The 17,487-nt window shown below is 62.4% G+C and carries 17 protein-coding genes and 1 tRNA gene; 12 read left to right on the top strand and 6 right to left on the bottom strand.

Annotated features, from left to right (window positions below):
* The first annotated feature begins 3 nt into the window (after positions 1 to 3).
* From glp to AYK61_RS09740, 5 genes are all read left to right on the top strand, one after another.
* On the top strand, positions 4 to 1,263 hold the full coding sequence (gene glp / locus AYK61_RS09760; protein WP_032395737.1) for a gephyrin-like molybdotransferase Glp: 1,260 nt from the start codon (positions 4 to 6) through the stop codon (positions 1,261 to 1,263).
* Between the two features lie 72 nt (positions 1,264 to 1,335).
* On the top strand, positions 1,336 to 1,983 hold the full coding sequence (locus AYK61_RS09755) for a GNAT family N-acetyltransferase (protein WP_037191969.1): 648 nt from the start codon (positions 1,336 to 1,338) through the stop codon (positions 1,981 to 1,983).
* A gap of 150 nt (positions 1,984 to 2,133) precedes the next feature.
* A complete protein-coding gene (gene glpR / locus AYK61_RS09750) occupies positions 2,134 to 3,003 on the top strand; it encodes a gephyrin-like molybdotransferase receptor GlpR (protein WP_121870650.1) in 870 nt (289 codons plus the stop codon).
* 55 nt (positions 3,004 to 3,058) lie between these two features.
* A tRNA-Ala gene (locus AYK61_RS09745) sits at positions 3,059 to 3,134 on the top strand.
* 387 nt (positions 3,135 to 3,521) lie between these two features.
* Positions 3,522 to 4,241 carry a DUF1275 domain-containing protein gene (locus tag AYK61_RS09740; protein ID WP_147458306.1) on the top strand — a complete coding sequence of 240 codons (720 nt, stop codon included), beginning with the start codon at positions 3,522 to 3,524 and terminating at the stop codon, positions 4,239 to 4,241.
* A gap of 65 nt (positions 4,242 to 4,306) precedes the next feature.
* Here AYK61_RS09740 and AYK61_RS09735 read toward each other — a convergent pair whose 3' ends face one another.
* From AYK61_RS09735 to AYK61_RS09710, 6 genes are all read right to left on the bottom strand, one after another.
* Positions 4,307 to 5,305: a Fic family protein gene (locus tag AYK61_RS09735; protein WP_121870648.1), complete on the bottom strand. Its 999-nt coding sequence runs from the start codon at positions 5,303 to 5,305 to the stop codon at positions 4,307 to 4,309.
* A gap of 277 nt (positions 5,306 to 5,582) precedes the next feature.
* Positions 5,583 to 6,698 carry a DUF3322 domain-containing protein gene (locus AYK61_RS09730; protein ID WP_183130224.1) on the bottom strand — a complete coding sequence of 372 codons (1,116 nt, stop codon included), beginning with the start codon at positions 6,696 to 6,698 and terminating at the stop codon, positions 5,583 to 5,585.
* Between the two features lie 31 nt (positions 6,699 to 6,729).
* A complete protein-coding gene (locus tag AYK61_RS09725) occupies positions 6,730 to 7,626 on the bottom strand; it encodes an SbcC/MukB-like Walker B domain-containing protein (protein WP_259467997.1) in 897 nt (298 codons plus the stop codon).
* Positions 7,627 to 7,753: 127 nt separating this feature from the next.
* On the bottom strand, positions 7,754 to 10,009 hold the full coding sequence (locus AYK61_RS09720) for an ATP-binding protein (RefSeq protein ID WP_121870645.1): 2,256 nt from the start codon (positions 10,007 to 10,009) through the stop codon (positions 7,754 to 7,756).
* The gene (locus AYK61_RS09715) at positions 10,002 to 10,607 is read right to left on the bottom strand and encodes a DUF4194 domain-containing protein (protein ID WP_121870644.1); all 606 of its coding nucleotides are present in this window, start codon (positions 10,605 to 10,607) and stop codon (positions 10,002 to 10,004) included. Before AYK61_RS09715 ends, AYK61_RS09720 begins: the two co-directional genes overlap by 8 nt.
* The gene (locus tag AYK61_RS09710) at positions 10,604 to 12,040 is read right to left on the bottom strand and encodes a DUF3375 domain-containing protein (RefSeq protein WP_183130223.1); all 1,437 of its coding nucleotides are present in this window, start codon (positions 12,038 to 12,040) and stop codon (positions 10,604 to 10,606) included. The genes AYK61_RS09715 and AYK61_RS09710 overlap by 4 nt, the downstream gene beginning before the upstream one ends.
* Positions 12,041 to 12,625: 585 nt before the next feature.
* Between AYK61_RS09710 and AYK61_RS09705 the strand changes: the two genes are divergently transcribed.
* The 7 genes from AYK61_RS09705 (at position 12,626) to AYK61_RS27255 (ending at position 17,487) form a co-directional block, all read left to right on the top strand.
* Positions 12,626 to 13,468 carry a glycosyltransferase family 2 protein gene (locus AYK61_RS09705; protein ID WP_121870642.1) on the top strand — a complete coding sequence of 281 codons (843 nt, stop codon included), beginning with the start codon at positions 12,626 to 12,628 and terminating at the stop codon, positions 13,466 to 13,468.
* A complete protein-coding gene (locus AYK61_RS09700) occupies positions 13,465 to 14,109 on the top strand; it encodes an acetyltransferase (RefSeq protein ID WP_259467996.1) in 645 nt (214 codons plus the stop codon). The genes AYK61_RS09705 and AYK61_RS09700 overlap by 4 nt, the downstream gene beginning before the upstream one ends.
* A gap of 145 nt (positions 14,110 to 14,254) precedes the next feature.
* Complete coding sequence (locus AYK61_RS09695) at positions 14,255 to 15,139, top strand: glycosyltransferase family A protein (RefSeq protein WP_183130222.1); 885 nt, start codon at positions 14,255 to 14,257, stop codon at positions 15,137 to 15,139.
* A 368-nt stretch (positions 15,140 to 15,507) separates the two neighbouring features.
* Positions 15,508 to 15,960 carry a GyrI-like domain-containing protein gene (locus tag AYK61_RS09690; protein ID WP_068049769.1) on the top strand — a complete coding sequence of 151 codons (453 nt, stop codon included), beginning with the start codon at positions 15,508 to 15,510 and terminating at the stop codon, positions 15,958 to 15,960.
* Positions 15,960 to 16,394, top strand: a complete 435-nt coding sequence (locus AYK61_RS09685) for a GyrI-like domain-containing protein (RefSeq protein ID WP_183130221.1) — start codon at positions 15,960 to 15,962, stop codon at positions 16,392 to 16,394. Before AYK61_RS09690 ends, AYK61_RS09685 begins: the two co-directional genes overlap by 1 nt.
* A 188-nt stretch (positions 16,395 to 16,582) precedes the next feature.
* The gene (locus tag AYK61_RS09680) at positions 16,583 to 17,257 is read left to right on the top strand and encodes a ScbR family autoregulator-binding transcription factor (protein ID WP_068049771.1); all 675 of its coding nucleotides are present in this window, start codon (positions 16,583 to 16,585) and stop codon (positions 17,255 to 17,257) included.
* Between the two features lie 59 nt (positions 17,258 to 17,316).
* Positions 17,317 to 17,487, top strand: coding sequence for a hypothetical protein (locus tag AYK61_RS27255; protein ID WP_176460553.1), 171 nt, complete (start codon positions 17,317 to 17,319; stop codon positions 17,485 to 17,487).

Here is a 17,487-nt window from a genome sequence, read left to right as displayed (position 1 = left end):
CAGATGCGCTCGGTCGAAGATCAGCAGACCCGGGTGACCGCAGCGGCGGTGGCTCCACGGCCTGTTCGGGTCGCCATCTCGGAAGCACAGGGTCTGCTGTGTGCCGAAGAAGTGGTCACCGAGCGTCCCCTTCCCGGTTTCGACCAGGCAGCCATCGACGGCTACGCAGTACGCAGCGTCGATGTAGCGGCCGCGGGCACCGACCTGCGCAACGAGGACGACGAACGCATCGATCTGACGCTTCCCGTCGTCGGCGAGGTGTCCGCCGGATCGCGTCAACCCATCCGGTTGCAACCGCGTCAGGCAGTACGAGTCGATACCGGCGCGCCACTGCCCACACTGGCCGACGCGGTGTTGCCCCTGGATCGAACCGACAGCGGTCGCGCCCGCGTCAAGGTGTTCCGTCCGGTGCGCTCGGGTGACTACGTCCGGAAGATCGGCGACGACGTGCAGCCCGGTGACGTGGCGGTCCGCGCAGGCACGATCATCGGCGCAGCTCAGGTGGGACTGCTCGCCGCCGTCGGGCGCGACAAGGTGCTGGTGCATCCTCGGCCGCGTCTGTCGGTGATCTCCGTGGGCGGCGAGTTGGTCGACACCGATCGGACCCCGGGGCCCGGTCAGGTGTACGACGTCAATTCCTATGCGCTGGCCGCCGCAGCGCGCGACGCCGGGGCAGACGTCAACCGCGTCGGGATCGTCAGCACCGATCCCAAGCGACTGCGCGAGGTGGTCGAGGGGCAGCTGATTCGATCCGAGATCGTGGTCATCGCCGGAGCAGTGGGCGGGGGCGCATCGGACGGTGTGCGTGAGGCGCTCGGCGAACTCGGCGACATGGAAGTGGAGCGAGTTGCCATGCACCCCGGATCCGTCCAGGGCTTCGGTCAACTCGGACGCGACGAAGTACCCACCTTTCTGTTGCCGGCCAACCCCGTCAGCGCGCTGGTGGTGTTCGAGGTCATGGTGCGTCCGCTCATTCGCATCGCTCTGGGTCGACGGCAGCCGATGCGACGGACCGTCACCGCCCGCACCGTCGCGCCGATCACCTCGATCGAGGACCGCAAGGGATTCCTCCGCGGCCAGCTCATGCGCGACGAGGGGACGGGCGAATATCTGGTCCAGGCCCTCGGCGGTGCACCCGGATCGTCCTCGCACCTACTCGCGACACTCGCCGAGGCGAACTGCCTGGTCGTCATCGATCCCGAGGTCACCGAAATCCGCACCGGCGAAGAAGTGAAGGTCTCGTTCCTCGCTCAGAGAGGCTGACGCCAGTGGTGCGGACAAGTGCCGCCTGGGGCACTTACGCGCACCACTGCGCGTAGCGCATAACATCGACGGATGCCGCGAACGTGGTCGAGCCACCCAGGTTGGCCGGCGAAATTGGGTCCAGTGAGAGTGGCCGGCGGAACCGTGACCGTACGGCCGGTGCGGATGCGCGACGCGGCCGCCTGGAGCCGGATTCGCACCGCGGATCGCGCCCACCTCGAACCGTGGGAGCCCAGCGGCGAAGGCAGCTGGAACTCGCGGCATCACATCTCCTCGTGGCCGAGCCTGTGCTCGGGGCTCAAATCCGAGGCGCGCAAAGGACACATGCTGCCGCTGGTGATCGAGGTCGACGGCGAATTCTGTGGCCAGATCACCACCGGAAACATCGTGCGGGGAGCACTCCGATCGGCCTGGATCGGGTACTGGGTGTCCAAGGAGGTCAACGGTAAGGGCGTGGCGACCGCGGCTCTGGCTCTAGGGCTCGACCACTGCTTCGGTCCCGTCGGACTCCATCGCGTCGAAGCGACGGTGCGACCGGAGAACCTTGCCAGTCAGGCAGTGCTGCGCAATGTCGGTTTTCGCGAAGAGGGGCTGCTCTACAAGTACCTCGACGTCGACGGCGAATGGCGCGATCACAAGCTCGTCGCGATCACCTCGGGCGAGGTGCAGGGCACCGTCGTCGATCGGTTGGTTCGTGCGGGCCGGGCTGCGTGGGCCTGATTTCCACTGCTGCTGCGCGAGCGTTCGTGTTGTCAAAGTGACAGGAGTGTAATTCGGGTCGGCGCGTCTGCGTCGTTCTCGTTCCTCCTCCGCATAGCCTGAGGACGTCTTTCACTGTCGCAGTCGTCCAAGGGGAGGAGAACAACGCCGATGCCGAACTCGATCATCTGGATCGGTCTCGTAGCCGTCTGGCTCTTCGTTCTTCTGCCCATGCTGATGACCAAGCGTCCGCAGATCATGCAGACCACGGACGCTGCGCTCGCCACGCGCGTGCTGCATCGGGGTGGCACGAAGCGAAAGCAGCGCGGCCCCGCGACCGGTCACCGCAGCGATCCCGACTGGCGACCGGAGGACGACCTGCGAGTCTCCGCGCCGGCCCGCGAGATCTTCGGCCCCACGATTGCGACTGCTCGTCCAGACTCACCCGATCTACCCGGTACCGCGGAGGACCCGATGGACACTCACGCAGCAGACAGCGACCTCGATCGCGAGGCACTGGACACGGATGCACCGCGTGCAAGTTCGCCCGCGCACGAACCCGGTGTAGTCGACGACGATTTCGTCCCTCGCCGTCGCGGCCGCGGCGGTTTCGATCCCGAGGCCGACGCGATTGCTCGGGCCGCGCGGTATGCATTTCGACAGCGCGCAGTTCTGGGGCTGGTCTTCGCGGCGATCACCACCGCGGCCCTGGCCTTCATCATCTCCCCGACGGTGTGGTGGCTGTGTGGACTGTCCGTCGCAGTTCTCGTCGGCTACCTGTACTACCTGCGTCGTCAGGTGCAGATCGAGGAAGAGGTGCGCAGGCGTCGGCTCACTCGGATGGGCCGATCCCGTCTCGGCGTGGAATCGGAAACCGACGACGAGCTCGAGCTCGTTCCTCAACGACTGCGTCGCCCCGGTGCGGTGGTGCTCGAGATCGACGACGAGGATCCCGAATTCGAGCATCTCGACCACTACGAGGAGCCGTTCCAGGCACGTCGTGACGAGGACCGGGACTTGCGCAGAGCCCAGGGCGCGTAGCCACCGTCCGACGCGGCTTTGCTAGAGTTACCCAGTCGGTCGGCATGACGGCAAAGGGGCTGTGGCGCAGTTGGTAGCGCGTCTCGTTCGCATCGAGAAGGTCAGGGGTTCGATTCCCCTCAGCTCCACCATAGAGTCCGTACTTGAACCGGCGACCGAATAGATGCCGGCGAGGGTGGATTCAAAGAAGTTATGTTCATGACCAGGAACTTTCGCAAAGCGGGAGTCCCTTTGGTTTGGCACCCTTGCCGGCTGACCCTACCCCAAAGTTGTCGCACGAAAGATGGTCGCGGCATTCTCGATGTCGTCGAACGGTGGGTTCAGCTCGTCGCTGACGCGCCCTCCTAGCTGATAGCCGATGAAACGGCAAAACCTCTGATTCGAGCTTCGTTCTGCAGTAGCGGTGCCCGAAGCCTGTTCGTGCACCAGGTGGTGGTTCTGCGGCGATGCATGTTCGTCGTGATGTCGGTGCTGGCTCCTACGCTGAGCGCTACCAGCGAACTACTCAGGAGCTTCTCGTGACGACCGCACAGTACATCGGCGACAACAGCAACGGTAACCAGCAGATCCGGGCGGACGGCGACGTTACTGCCTCGCTTACTAAAGACGGCGGCATTAACATTGGCGGAGACAACCACGGCGTCGTGATTACCTCGGTGCCGAGGGCGGAGGAGCCGCGGTACACCTTCGACATCACCAAGAAGACGCGGATCCCCACCCCGGCCGCGCTGATCGGCGTCGTCTCTGGCCTGATCACGATCGCGGGGTTCGTCACGGGCGGCTTCTCGATCAAGCAGCTCGTCGATGTCTTCGTGTCGGGCAATGGCGTCGACCTCACGAGTGGGACGCCCAAGGGGTACTGGTGGCTCCTCGTCTCGATCCTCGCGGTCGCCATTGGCATCATCGGTTGGTCGTTTTTCCGTTTTCTCCGCCGGAATGTGCTTCGCCTTCCGAAGCGGTGGTGGTTCTTCCGTGGCTGGGCGGGTATCAAAGAGGAGAACGGCAGGACGTACCCATATTCGCTTCGTCTCGCGATGTGGTGCCCGAAGTGCAAGAACCAGAAGCTCCGTTTCCAGCAGATTCCGGCGACGTGGGTCGATTTCTACGACAACACGGGCAAGCGCACCAAGCGCGACGTAACGAAGTGGGCATCGATGGCTGTCTGCCCTCGGGACGAGGCGCACTCGATAGCGGTCGATATCTCGGGCAACGATTTTGACGACGCGCTTCCGAGATAATGGGCATTGCACTCGAGGTTGCTGACATCGATACCGCGAACGCCACGTGCTGGTGTGCCGGGGTTCTATCTCTTGACACGGCTGGTCAAGTACTCATCAACCCACTTCCGGCTTGACCGCCACTGGCCATCTGGCCCCTTGTGGGCCTTGAGCCTGCCTCGGTTTGCCGCGACCCGCAGGGTGGTGCTCGACGCCTCACCGTTGGCCAAAGCCGCTAAGGGCACGATCTTCGAGGGACCCGCAACAGCGGGGACGATGAATTGATGAAGATTCTGGAGGATGGCCCGTGCGATGAACTCACCCAACGCCCCAACATCGCCGTTGTCCGCCCTGGCCAAAGCCTTCAAGTATTTGCTTCGGTCACCTTTGTAGATGATTGCGGGTGGGTAATAGGACCGAACCAACAACAGATTTAGAACCAAGCGTCCAGTTCTGCCGTTTCCGTCGAGGAATGGGTGAATGTACTCGAAGTCGCGGTGTAGCTGCGCGATCTCCTCTGGGAATTGCTCTCCCCGGGCCTTCAGTTTGTTTGCCCGGTCGACCCATCCGCGAATCTCGGCGTCGATCAACGTCCAGGAAGGGGGTTTCATACCGCTCGAGAACTGCGCGATCTCGTGCCGTCGAAATGATCCCGGTCCTTCATCTCCTCCGGCATCAGGGTGGGGTGCGACGTCCCACACGGGCTGCATGACGAGCTGGTGAATGTTGCGGATTTCGTGAAGTGTGATGATTGACCCCGGTGAGAAACTGGAAGGCTGAATGCCTTCCCGATAGACCCACGTGGCCGCATCGGCGTACCCTTTTACCTCGTTGTACTCTTTGAGCGCTTTGCCGCCGACTGCACGTCCTTCCTTGAGGAGCTGTTCGACCTGCTTGATCACGAGGGTGTTGCCCTCGATAGCAGTCGAGTGGTGTGCTTCCGCTGTCCAGATGTCGTCCCAGATGTCTGCTGCTTCGTCGGGGGTCGGCAAGCCGCCCAGCCGAAGCCACAACTCCTCAATTTGAGTGTCCAGGGTCAGGTAGATGTCAGACCGAGCTGGTCGACCGCTTCCTTTACCACCCATGATTAGCCAGTGCAACGTGTACGCTTGTCATAATAAAAGCGTACCGTACACACTATCGATGTATGTGCAGGTCAGAGGGCCTTGGTGTATGTACACCCGGGTCAAAGCGATCAATTCAATTTGTGTCGCAAATCACCGTAGCGGGAGGCTAGGTATCGGACACGTCCGCAGCACATTCCTGGGTGGGCGGCGTTGCACGGTATGCGGGATCGGAAGTACTACCAAAACCAGAACGATGAAGACCAGCGATCACGGGCGTGTGGCTGCCTAATCCGAACTATGCGTCTGTAGTGGGCGCACAAGACGGCAATGGCCGGTCTCGTATCTGGTTTGCGACGACGTCCATCGGGATTCGTTCCTGCTCCAGTCTCAGCCCCTCACTTCGTAGCAGTGTCAGCGCCGCGAGTTCACCGGCGGTCAACAGAGCGGCGTCCACCGGTTCGACGGCTGGGTGTGGCACCGCGAGATCACGCCAGCCTGCCAAGGTGGCGAGGTCCATGAGCAGGCTCTCGCAGGAACGTCTCCCTCGGAAGCGGGCCAAGATGGCGAAACCGTCGGTGTCCAGATCGCCCCAATAGAGCACGTTTTGAGCGTTACGCACCCATGGGAAGTCGGCAACCGCCAGCGCATGGCCGCCCCACCCGAACACGGCGATGGTATCGGGTAGGTCCGCCAGTGCTTCAAGCGTCTGCAGGTTTTCGACGACGAGAACCCGCGGCGGTGCCAAATTCAGAGCCGACAGCTCTCGGTCGGATGCCGCCACCAGGCGTGGAAGTCCCTGGCGCAGCGTGGGATCGAGGATTGCGATCGCACGCAGCAGCTCGCGCTCCCGCAAGCCCAGGTGCTCGGGTATGCCGAGCGGGACGGCGAGCGATGTCACGGCTGCCCGGTGGGTGCCGAGCCATTTGGTGTCGACGCCAGGAATGGGCAACTGTCGAATCAACAGCCCGGAGGCCGGGTTCTGCCGCAACCAGTTGAGTATGGCCATGAGTCGATCGAAGTCGGCGTCAGTCAACGAGTTCCAGTGCCGGAAGGAGACAGGCAGCGCATCGGTCCATGGTGGCCGGTCGTCGAGGGCACGTAACCTAGCCAGCCGCATATTGACAGTTCGCCAACGCTCAGTGGCACCGGCTGTGGCGGCGATCGCTTCAGCCCCACCCAGTGTCACCGACACCGGCAGCAGTTGCCGACCCAGGCTGGGCCAATGCCGCTCCTCCCAACGGATCTCGAGGTAAGAACTCTGCCATGCCCGTACCCACGCTTCGACTGTCGAGTGGTATGCGGCGACGAGTGCCTCGCTGGGGCTGCCGAGTCGCACCGTCAGCGGTGAGGCGGCAGCACCGAATAGCCAGGACTTGAGATTTCGGTCCAGGCTCCGTCGCGCCCTTTCCACGACATCGTTTGGCAGCACTAGTTTCGGAGGGTCAGCCATCGGCGGCTTCGCTGATCGAGGCAACTCCTAGTCGGGACGCCTTCGAATCTCGGATCGAGACGGTGGCAACTCCGCCGACATACTCTTGAAGGGTTCGGATCATCTTCAGAGGTGTGGCGAGAACGAGGTGAAAACCGAACTGGTCGAATACGCCTGCCGCCCGGCGTGTGTACTCGGGGTCGGATCGGTCGAATGCCTCGTCGAGAATGACTGTGCCGTAACTTGGCAGATCGCCGTCAGGTCCGACCAACTGGTACCGAAGTGCCGCGGCGAGGCAGAAGAACACCAGTTTTTGGGCCTGCCCGCCGGACAGGGCGTCCGAAGAGTCATGGTGATTAACCGCCCTCCCTTCAGTATCGACCTCGACGCCTACGAACGTGACATGGCGACGGGTGTCGAGGCAGCGAGTACGCCAGGCGACGTCACTGGGATCCGATGAGCCGAGCCGAGCCAGCAGCTCGCGTATCCGCTGGAAACGCTGTTCCTGGGCCGCTCTGTTATCGGCGAGCAGCGACCGGTCCTGCATGCGTGCGATGGACGCGAGGAATTCGGTCACGTCGGGGTGCTGGGAGTCTCGAACATCGATCGTCAAGAAGCGGCCGCGGTCGAATTCCGAACGCTCCAGTGAGGAATTGACCTCATCGATTCGTCTCCGGATCTCACCGGGGGCACGGCGAATCCGCATCGCCAACGTGCCCAGGTTCTGGTTCGATTGCCGATCATTGAGCTCGAAGAACCGATTCTCCACGCTCGGCAGGTCGTCCGCGCGCAGCCGGCGTAGGAAAGCCACGGCATCATCACCATAACCGTGTGCGACGGCAAGTTCGGGATGTGCCCACTGATTCAGGTACTGCCGCAGCACAGTTTCGATGTCGTGCTGTGCTTTCATCAGCTCCTTCACCGCCATTGAATGGGCGGCTTGAACCTGCTTCGCCACAGCCCTTTCTGCGGACTGGAAGCCCCTATCCGCAGGGAGGCCCGCCGGCCGTCGTCGAACCGGGCGCGATATCGAGCAGTCAGTTCATCCGATGGATTCGCAGTTCGGCCGCTACCTCGCGTAACTTATCGATCCGCGCCACGACCTGGTCGGCATGTTCTTGCGCAGAGCGCAGTGCGTCGCGCGCGTGAAGGTATGCGTTTTCGGCATCAATCGACGAATCGCGTGCCGAAACGACTGCTGCCTCCAATCGGTCGATTTCCGCATCACCACGCAATGCCGCGAGACGTTCGGCGATATCCAGGCGATGATCCTCGGCACTCCGCAGGTCGAGCTCGTCCCACTGTATCGGCGCAATGCTGGGGGCCGACACAATACGGTCCCGGCGATTCCTGGATTCCGAACCTGCCGCCGTGGCGCTCTGGCGAGCGGAGACGGCGACGGATTCCGCGCTGCGTAATCCGTCGCGCAACGCCTGGAGCTTGGTGTCATTGCTGGTGCCGAGCACGTAGTTGCGGCGGTCGCCGATTGCACCCCGGTCATCCTTGATGTGGCGGTCGCCATTGCGGGTCTGGCCGGCGCGGCTGACCGCACGCTGGTGCTTGCCGAGGTCTCGGGCATCGTCGACCCGGCGGTAATCGAATCGGGAGGTGAGCTCGTAGTGCAGCCAGAGCTGCCACGGCGATTCGGCGATCCTGAGCACACTGACGATCGATTCGCTATCGACGGCCTGCACACGGTGTGTGCGGTGCAGATCGACCCGCCGCCACACCAGCCGGGTACCGAGGTGGGCGGCGTCGACGGCGGACGCCACGTCATCGGCGTGCTCGCCGGCTACCAGTAGAGTCCGGCCCAGTCCGCCGAGCACCCTCTCGGCTGCGCCCTCCCAGCTGGGGTCGGTGACATCGATGAGCTCGCCCGCAAACGGCAGTGAACGCGCCGGCAGGCCAGTCGCCTGCATGATCAGCGCTCGTGCATCCAACAGCTTGGGGTCGATGTTCGACTTCACTTTCGCCAGTGCGGCGATCTGCTGTTTCAGCTCGGTGACACCCTCCTCGGCGCGAGCCGATGCCAGCATCAGGGCGCCGTCCGCTGCGTCGTGCTCAGCGGCCTTTGCTACCAATTCCGCTGTTTCACTGGCAATCTGGGACTGGATGGTTGCGAACTCATCGGCAGTGTCAGGCACCGTCGCACCCCAGGGGAGCAACGCGACGTCCAACCGGTTGCGCTGTGTCACGACTCGCTCAACCCGCTCAGCGGCGTGGCCGAGGGCGTCGGTGAGTTCGCGCAGGGACTGATTCCCGTCGCGGGCGCGCTCGGCATCCTTGAGGGCAGCCGCGGCGTGCTTATGCGCGGCATGGGACTGCCTTTCACGGGTAGCCGCGTTGGCGTGTGCCGCATCGGCATCGGTGTGCCAGCCGCGCGCAAGGTCGAGCTCGAAGTACGCGGCCAGCCCGTCAAGGGCGGCCTGTTCCTCGCCGAGCTCACGGGTATCCCGATTGGCGTGGTCTCGAGTGGTGGTCAATTCCTCGAGCGGTGTGAGCGTAGTGATTTGCTCGCGTGTCTGCACCACTCTGCGGTGCGCCTCGTCCAGGTCGGCGAAGAACTCCACCGCACGCCGCGCTTCCGCAAAAGTCTCCGGCTCGTCCAGCATGTAATCACGGAACAGCCGGTCGAGGCTGTCGAGCCCCTTAGCTGACATGGCGCGATGCAACAACAGCTGGGCGTTCTCATCGGCGATGCCCAAGCGCGCGCGCAACCGCTGCCCGAATTGCGGGTAGCTCTTGTTGTAGAGCGCATCTGGCCAGCATTTCTTCAGCGCTCGGACGTTGATGCCTTCGGTCACTACTTGTCGTAGTTCAGTGATGTCCAGGTGGTGGTCGAACAGCAGGAAGGCACGGCCTGACTCGCCAAGGTCGTTGCTGCCGCGTCTTAAATGGAACAGCGCCACCAACGTCGTGACTGTGTCGACATCACCGGGTCCTGCGGTGGTCATCGTGAGTCCGACTGCGCTCCAGGTGGCTCCCTCCCGCAGGTAGCGGGCCCGCAGCTCGCGTGTATCCGCGTCCGATCCACGTGCGTATGCACCCCGAACGTAGGACGGCACAGTGCGGCCGCGGCCCTGCGCGGCGGCATTGAAACTGAGCTTCGTCGGTGGCACGAGAACTGCGGAGATCGCGTCGAGCAGCGTGGATTTGCCCGATCCTGAAGGGCCTGTGATGAGGAAACCTCGCCGGGCGACGGGCAGGTCGTGGTAGCCGTCATAAGTACCCCAGTTGAACAGCTGCACGCGGGCGAGTCGGTGTTGGCCGTGACGCAGCAGGTCCTCACCCATCGGTGTTCTCGTTCTGCAGACCGTCGCGGCCCTCGAGTAGGCGGCGGTATTCGGCTTCGACAAGGGCGACCTCCTCGGCGTCGAACAACTGTCTGAGCACCGGAGACACCTCGAATCGGCCGGGTGTGTCGGCGGCCGAGACCAGCGAATAGTTCTTCATTTTCTCCCATGATGCGTTGATCCGCTTCCGAAAACCGGCGTCATCGGTGGTGTAGCGGCCGCGGTACGGATCCATGTCCGCCGCGATGTCGTTGTACTCCACGATGACGCGCTGACCAGGTGAGGCCACTAGTAGTTGGTATCGCAGGGTGAGCAGAACCAGGGTGTCCATAAAGGTCAGGGTCTCAGTGCGAAGGACCTGTGGCGGAGCGAGTTTGGGATCGTCTGGGGTGGATTGGGGTCGGGTGAACGCGATGCCGTCGTCCTCATCGAGGACCAAGGTCAAAAACACGTCGGCCAACCGGCGTTCAATCTCATTGCGGTGGGCCAGAATTGCCGACCACTGTTGCTTGTGGATACCGTGCGTGACCACCGGGCCGCGTAGCAATTGGACGAGCGCACGTTTGGCTTCGAATGGAAAGGTCTCTTCGGGGTTCATCGACTGTCCTCGAAATCGCCTTGCCGGAAGGTGATTTCGGGAAGAGTGACAGTGCGTCGCTCCAAAGTAACGCGTTCGGTGTGCTCGACGGTGGTGTCACCATGTTCGGCACCCAAGACCATCAGCCCCACAATGCTGGCCAGGCCTTGCGTAGCGGGATACGCATCGAGCACCTGCGCGACGGTGACCGGCCCATCAGCATGGTGCAGCGTTGCGATGACATTGCCGCGGAGTTCGTCGAAGTCGATGTCGGATTCGCGCGCCTGTGCGGCGAGCTCGGCGAAGTCGACTGCGCCGGTATCGTGCCGCTCGAACTCCGTTGGCACCCGGCCCTCGCCGGGGTTGTGCAATTTGAGCGCGGTGATCGAGCGGATCTGCATGCCTATGCGGGTAAGGTCCAAGCTCACTGGCTTTTCAGGGCGGTGGTGGGCACTGACCTGAACGGCCAGTGACTGGCATCGCTGGATCAGTTGACGTAACCGCCGATGCTCCTCGTACTGGCGAGAAAGCACGAAGTGACGAAGCGACCTCGACAGCAGGAGCATGGTCTGACGCACGGTGGCGGCTTCATCTTCCAGACGCGAGAGCAGCGTTCTGAGGTCCGTCCGTTCCTGTTGCGGGAGATCCTCGGCGAAATCACGGGACAAGATCGCGGCGATCGCCTCCTGTAGGCGGGTAGATTGCTCGGCATCGAGTATCACGTCGTAGAAGCCGTTCACGGAGCGCCCGGCTTCAGATTCGGCAAGCAAGTCGACGCCACGGAACACATTGCCCAAAGTCGCTCCACCGTCGGCCGAGTCGTCCAGGATCTTAGCGCGTAGCTTTCGGCTGAGTTCCTCTATTGTTGATCGCACCCGAGCGAAATCCACGGGCACCTCCCGCGCCAGGCTCAGTGTTTCGGCAACGCGTTCCTTGGCATCGTCCGGGTCCAGCACCGTGAAACTGCCAGTCTGCACCTCGGCGATGCGCAGATCGATCGCGTCCCGTTCAGCGTTCAGCAAAGCGAGGCGGGTTGCAGAATTGGGGTCCGAGTCACGCTGGAGGGCGATCAGGTTCGAAGCGATTGAGCCCAGCCGTGATGCCGACGCGGCGCGTTGAGGCGATTCGACTCCGCTCACTATGCCCGCTGCGTTCAGGGCGGCCGCCGACGGTGTGAGCGTTTCGGTACCACGTGTCTCGCCTGGGCGACGAATGAGATAGCCGGCACCCACCCAACCGGAGACGTATGCCGCGGCGGTCGACTCGAACTCCGGAGTGGCCTCGCGGAGCTGCACCAGATCTTCGTCGAGCTCTGCAATTACCTCGGCCGCCGGGCGAACACGTCGCTCGGGCGGGAAGTAGTCCTGGACCACGGCGACGATCAGGGCTGCGGTTCGGGCGCGAAGCATGGACCACTCCGGTGCCTCCTTGTGCAGGCGCTGATAGCGCAGCACTGACGACGAAATACCCATCGTGTGAGGGTAAGCCCCGGTGGAGACAAGTTCGGCGTGTACGCAGGGGATTACCAGCCTGAGGCTGGTGCCGAGGCATCGGCTGCGCTCGTGCAGTGCTTTGGGCGAGACGGCGTCACATGTGTTGGCGCATGTCGGGCGGTCGATCCGCGAACCGCGGCCGGAGTTGCTCCGGGGATCGTCAGGGTTGCCCGCTTCCAGTGTGACCCTGAGGAGGCCAATCGGAAACCGTCACTCACACGAGTGGCGGTTTTTTCGTTGTCCGGCGACGGCGGAGACGAACGTTACCGCGAAGTGAATTCCACACGGATTTATATCGACGGAAATAGGTCGTCGGTTCGGGATTCGTCTTTCGAAGACGCGCGTCGATGAACTCGAATTGCAGAATTGCCGTGCGAAACCTTCGATTCGAATGCTTGGAACGCCGCGAGCCAACTCGAAGAATTGTTCAGGCCGCTGAGCTGCGGATATGCAATTTGGACAGCTTTAGGCAATTTCTGGAACATGTCGTAAGTTCGAAGACGTGGCTTCGCTGTATTCAATGTCCGAATTTGTCAGGGGATCGAAATGAACACTCTCAGTGTGGTAATTCCGGTGCTCGACGAGGTCGATCATCTGGGTGAATGCCTGACGCTGCTGCTCGATCAGGGCGACGATATCGACCGCATCGTCGTCGTGGACAACGGGTCGACCGACGGAACGCTTCAGCTGGTGAACAACGTCCGCACGGTGACGAACAAGGTCGTGTTGGTGCACGAGCCCAATCGCGGCGTTGTCCATGCTCGCAATACCGGATTCGACCTGGTGGACTCGTCGATCATCGGTCGAATCGACGCCGATACCCGTGTTCGGCCCGGGTGGGCGCGCTCGATCGTCGATTTCTTCGACGAGCATGCTTCCGTCGCTGCCACGGGTGGCCGGACGTTCCTGTACGAATCACCCTGGGCTCGACCCCTGGCGTGGATGCATTCGCGCGCCGAACGACGTGAGCCGTCGGTGCGGGCGGCCCTGGCGGTATCGGGCAACAACTTCGCGATTCGCGCATCCGCCTGGCGCACGGTTCGCGGCGCGGTCAGTGAGCGAACCTGCGTCCACGAAGACATCGACCTGTGCCTGTGCCTGGCCGCCGAGCATTTGCCCGTCGCTCAGAACGGTTGGATGAAGGCCTCGGTGTCCGGTAGGCGCGCGACGACATCGCCGGTGAAATACGTCCACTATGCGTTGGCGGGCTATCGCTCGTACCAGGAGCACGGTCTCGCGTCGCGCAAGCTCGGTCGCATCGTGGCCATGGACTGGCTGATGCACACGCTGCGGTGGCCGATCTCGCGACTGTTCGCAGCAGTGCCGTGCCGGGCATTGCCCGTCGACGATCGTGCCGAGTCCGACGAACGGATGCGAGCCGCCGCGTGACGGCCGGCTCGCGTATCCGCGACTGGATGCGTAACCCGTCGGACGTCCGCTGGGCCCTTGTGCAGATGCGTCAGGCCACTGTCGTCTCGTTGGCGAATGCGCCGTTCTTGCCTGCCGTGCTGCGCGCGTCCGTCCTGCGGCCTGCGGGGCTGCGGACAACCGGTCCGTGCCTGATGTACGGCGGTTCCATGATTCAAGGGCGGGCATCGATTCGGCTGGGCACCGGTGTGTTCGTGAATTTCGGCTGCTACTTCGACACCGTTGCCGACATCGTGATCGGTGATCATGTCTTCATCGCCGATCACGTCCGCATTCTCACCAGTACTCACGAGACCGGACCGTCGCGTCAGCGAGCAGGCGAATTGCGGGGAGAGTCGGTGGTGATCGGCCCAGGAGTGTGGATCGGGTCCGGCGTGGTGGTGATGCCGGGCGTACACATCGGTGCCGGATGCATCATCGGGGCGAACTCGCTGGTGACGGGAGACTGCGAACCGGACGGTGTGTACGTCGGCTCTCCGGCGCGCCGCCGCCGAGAGTTGAACGACCTTCCCGCAGCGGAGCAGTGGATCGGGGAGAAGGCCGATTTTTGTGATCGGGAGGCAATGCAGAGATTGATACTTCCGCCGAATTCCGAATTCTGAACCATAAAGTCCGAATAATTCGACGGGTTCTTTTCTTGAAGTAATGATGTAGCATCGTCAACGTCAGCGGCTCGGAATCGAATGCATTCACCGTGTAAGGATGTCGGGCTACACGATTGCCAAAAATGTGTCAGGGGTTGGCGTTGTGAATACTCTTTCCATTGTTGTGCCTGCGTTCGACGAGTCGGCTCACATAGGCGAATGCCTGGACGCTTTGCTCGTTCAGCGCGAACACATTCACGAGATAATTGTCGTCGACAACAATTCGACCGACGACACCGCGGCCATCGTCACCGAATACGCGCGGCGTTTTCCGCAGGTGGTTCTGCTGCGAGAGTCCGAGCGCGGCGTCGTGCACGCCCGCAACGCCGGTTTCGATCACGCTCGCGGATCGGTCATCGGCCGCATCGACGCCGATACCCGCATCGAGGCCGGCTGGGTCGACTCGGTGCTCGACTTCTTCGAGCGCCGCCTCGACTATGTCGCAGTCACCGGGCCGATCTACCTCTACGACTCCCCGTGGGCGCGACCGTACCGGGCGTTCGTCGACCGTTCCGTACGGAAAAGGCCCTCTGAGCGTTGGGTTTCCGCCGCTTCGGGCAACAATTTCGCTATCCGCAGATCCGCGTGGGAAGCGGTTCGCGCTCGCACGAGTCTGCGTACCGATCTACACGAGGACATCGATCTGTCTCTGTGTATCGACAAGGTCGGTCTGCGGATCGCGCAGATCGAGCCGATGCGCGTCGAGGTGTCCGGACGTCGTTTGCTGACGCCACCCCTCGAGTACCGGCACTACGTCCAGAGTTCGTATCGCACGTGGGCCCATCATGGGCTGGCCGGCGGTTGGCTGCGCAGATTGCTGATTTCGGACCTGGTTCTGCACACGATGCATTGGCCCCTGACGCGAATTCTGTCGTCGTGCGAATCTCGAATTCTTCCGGTCTCGCACTCCGGAGCGGGCACTACCTCTGTGCGTGAGCTGTCCGGTATTCGCGACCAGAGTTACGCTGCAGCAACGCGCGGAGAGTGAATCGTTCGACATTGTTCTGTGCCCGATTCGCAGTTGGGGGAATGTAGGACCGCGCTCTGCGCGGGGACCGTCGATCCGTACCGGTTTCCTGTATCGGTTCTTCGGTAGGTGCAGGCACGGCCGAAATTGCCTGCGGAATCGAGCGCGTCCGGTCGACGGGACAGGGTGGGACGAGGTAACCGATGCGGCCTCCGGGTCTCCGGAGAAACCGTCGACGACAGCTGTTGCGGCGATCGAAACGGGTGCGAAGTACGGTTGATCGATTGACGATCCACCTACCAGTCGCGCCGGTAGATTGACGGGCGATATTGTGAACGGACCGGTTCCGAGCACAGGATCTGCCCCTGCAACTTCTCTACGGAGTGTGAATGTCGTTCGAGATCGTCGACCTCGCTGAAACGTGGGTCGCGGGTCTTCCCGTTCGCAGCCCCAAACGGGCGCTCGGCCGCCTCGACGACCCGGCTCTCGATCAAGCGTGGTCCGCAGTTCTCAATCAGGAGACCTCGGGTCCGCTCGCGTCCATTTATACCGACTTCGCCCCCGGTATCGGCTCGTACAATACGCAGGTAGTCGGTTATCAGTGTTCTTCGCTCGATCGAGTTGCGCGCGGACATCTGGTGGCAAAAGTGCCCGCGGCGAAATACGCACGGTTTTCTGCGGTGGGGTATTTCCCCGACGTTCTCACCCGATTGTGGAACCAGATCGATCATGCCGAAGAGCAGGGCGAGATAGTGCGATCGTTCACCGGCGACTACGAGTGCTATCCCCACGCGTACAAGATCGACCTCTATCTGGCGATCACCGCGCCCGGCGGTTCGTGATGACCTTCCGGGTGACGGCGCGCAGTGCAGAGCTGTTCAGTGGGTTGGTGGCACCGCGAGTGGAGCCCGGCGCGGAATCGAGCGGCAGCGAATGGATGCGATTCCTGCGAGATCGTCTGCGCGAGAAGCATATCGACGCGCACCAGGTGTGCACGGTGTACGTTCCGGACCCCCACGGTACGGTCAACGCGGTGGTCGCCGTCTCGGTGGACGCGCCCGGCGACGTCGCGGTGGGGGATGTCTTCGTGTCGGTACCGACCGGAGTGTTCGCGGTATTCACGCCCACCGGAGCATTGGCGGATCCGATCGAGGACGTGTGGGCTCAGGTCGAAGAGTGCGTTATGTCCGGATCGATATTTCGCGCCTACAAAGAGGAAGTCGAAGTCGTTACGAATACCGGAGAAGTGGAACTTTTCATTTCAATCGTTTTGTAAACGAGCTGTTCTTCATGCAATTGTCACTTTCGAATCACAAAATCGCCACCGAACCGGTTACTATTGTCGAGCGCTGGCAGCCCGATATGGCGAAGTGAATTCCACGTTCACCTCGATCGGACTACGGGTAGGCAGCGGATACAGAGCGTCGATGTCATGCAAGGTCGACAGAGCAGGGGTGTTCCAACATGGTGAGACAACTGAGAGCAGAAGCAACACGAGCGGCCGCGCTGCGCGCTGCAGCAGATCTCTTCCTCGAGGTGGGGCATGCGAATGCCACGCTGAGTCAGGTGTCAGCGCAGTCCGGTGTGACCAAGGGTGCGTTGTACTTCCACTTCGCGTCCAAGGAAGAACTGGCGCGTGCGATCGTCGACGAGGGACATGATCGCGTGTCCACCGCGTGCGCCGGCCTGGTCGACAGTCGTAGCCCGGCTCTCGAGTCCGTCATCGGAATCTCGTATTCGGTACTCGAGCTCGCCGCATCGGATCCCCTGGTGCGCGTCATGTACCGGTTGCAGATGGAGATCGACGGATCCGACACCGCCCGCGGCAGTGTGTTCGGTACCTGGGGAAACATCTTCGAGCATCTCTTCGAGCGGGCAATCGAGCACGGGGACGTCGCCGACCATCTGGATGCAGGCAACGCTGCGCTGCTGGTGTGCGAGATGCTCGCCGGAGTTCTGATGGTGTCCGAGGCGCAGTCCCGTCTGGAGGATGCCCCCTCGCGCATGGAGAAGGTCTGGAACACAGTCCTTCCGTCCCTCGTGCCCGCTGACAAACTTGCCTACTTCCGCGAATTCGCGGCTCGTAGTCTGTCCAGTTTCGTGCGCGAGAGCATCACGTCGGCATCTGTCACAGTCTGAGAAATTCCGTGATCTCGGGGTGCTTGCCGCGCACCCGGTTGCCGGGCACACTGTGTGACATGGAACACACTGTGCACCGTCCGCGGATGTCGGACAACGAGCTCCGGAAAGCGATCGGCACCCTGCAGCAGCGTGCGGACGACGCACGTAAACAGGGTGCCGACGACGATGCTGCGCGAATCGAGCGCACCATCGCCGACTACCGAGACGAGATGTCGCAAAGATTGTGA

Origin of the sequence: Rhodococcus sp. SBT000017 (genome assembly GCF_003688915.1) — a bacterium.
Taxonomy (GTDB): Bacteria; Actinomycetota; Actinomycetes; order Mycobacteriales; family Mycobacteriaceae; genus Rhodococcoides.
This window is presented reverse-complemented; position numbering and strand designations above follow the sequence as displayed.

What these genes read in the sequence shown, in the direction of transcription:
- glp (WP_032395737.1), top strand. Translation starts at nt 4, where the DNA reads ATGCGCTCGGTCGAAGATCAGCAGACCCGGGTGACCGCAGCGGCGGTG.
- AYK61_RS09720 (WP_121870645.1), bottom strand. Translation starts at nt 10,009, where the DNA reads ATGGGTGAGGACCTGCTGCGTCACGGCCAACACCGACTCGCCCGCGTG.
- AYK61_RS09725 (WP_259467997.1), bottom strand. Translation starts at nt 7,626, where the DNA reads ATGAAAGCACAGCACGACATCGAAACTGTGCTGCGGCAGTACCTGAAT.
- AYK61_RS09690 (WP_068049769.1), top strand. Translation starts at nt 15,508, where the DNA reads ATGTCGTTCGAGATCGTCGACCTCGCTGAAACGTGGGTCGCGGGTCTT.
- AYK61_RS09705 (WP_121870642.1), top strand. Translation starts at nt 12,626, where the DNA reads ATGAACACTCTCAGTGTGGTAATTCCGGTGCTCGACGAGGTCGATCAT.
- AYK61_RS09680 (WP_068049771.1), top strand. Translation starts at nt 16,583, where the DNA reads ATGGTGAGACAACTGAGAGCAGAAGCAACACGAGCGGCCGCGCTGCGC.
- AYK61_RS27255 (WP_176460553.1), top strand. Translation starts at nt 17,317, where the DNA reads ATGGAACACACTGTGCACCGTCCGCGGATGTCGGACAACGAGCTCCGG.
- AYK61_RS09715 (WP_121870644.1), bottom strand. Translation starts at nt 10,607, where the DNA reads ATGAACCCCGAAGAGACCTTTCCATTCGAAGCCAAACGTGCGCTCGTC.
- AYK61_RS09735 (WP_121870648.1), bottom strand. Translation starts at nt 5,305, where the DNA reads ATGGGTGGTAAAGGAAGCGGTCGACCAGCTCGGTCTGACATCTACCTG.
- AYK61_RS09685 (WP_183130221.1), top strand. Translation starts at nt 15,960, where the DNA reads ATGACCTTCCGGGTGACGGCGCGCAGTGCAGAGCTGTTCAGTGGGTTG.
- AYK61_RS09755 (WP_037191969.1), top strand. Translation starts at nt 1,336, where the DNA reads ATGCCGCGAACGTGGTCGAGCCACCCAGGTTGGCCGGCGAAATTGGGT.
- glpR (WP_121870650.1), top strand. Translation starts at nt 2,134, where the DNA reads ATGCCGAACTCGATCATCTGGATCGGTCTCGTAGCCGTCTGGCTCTTC.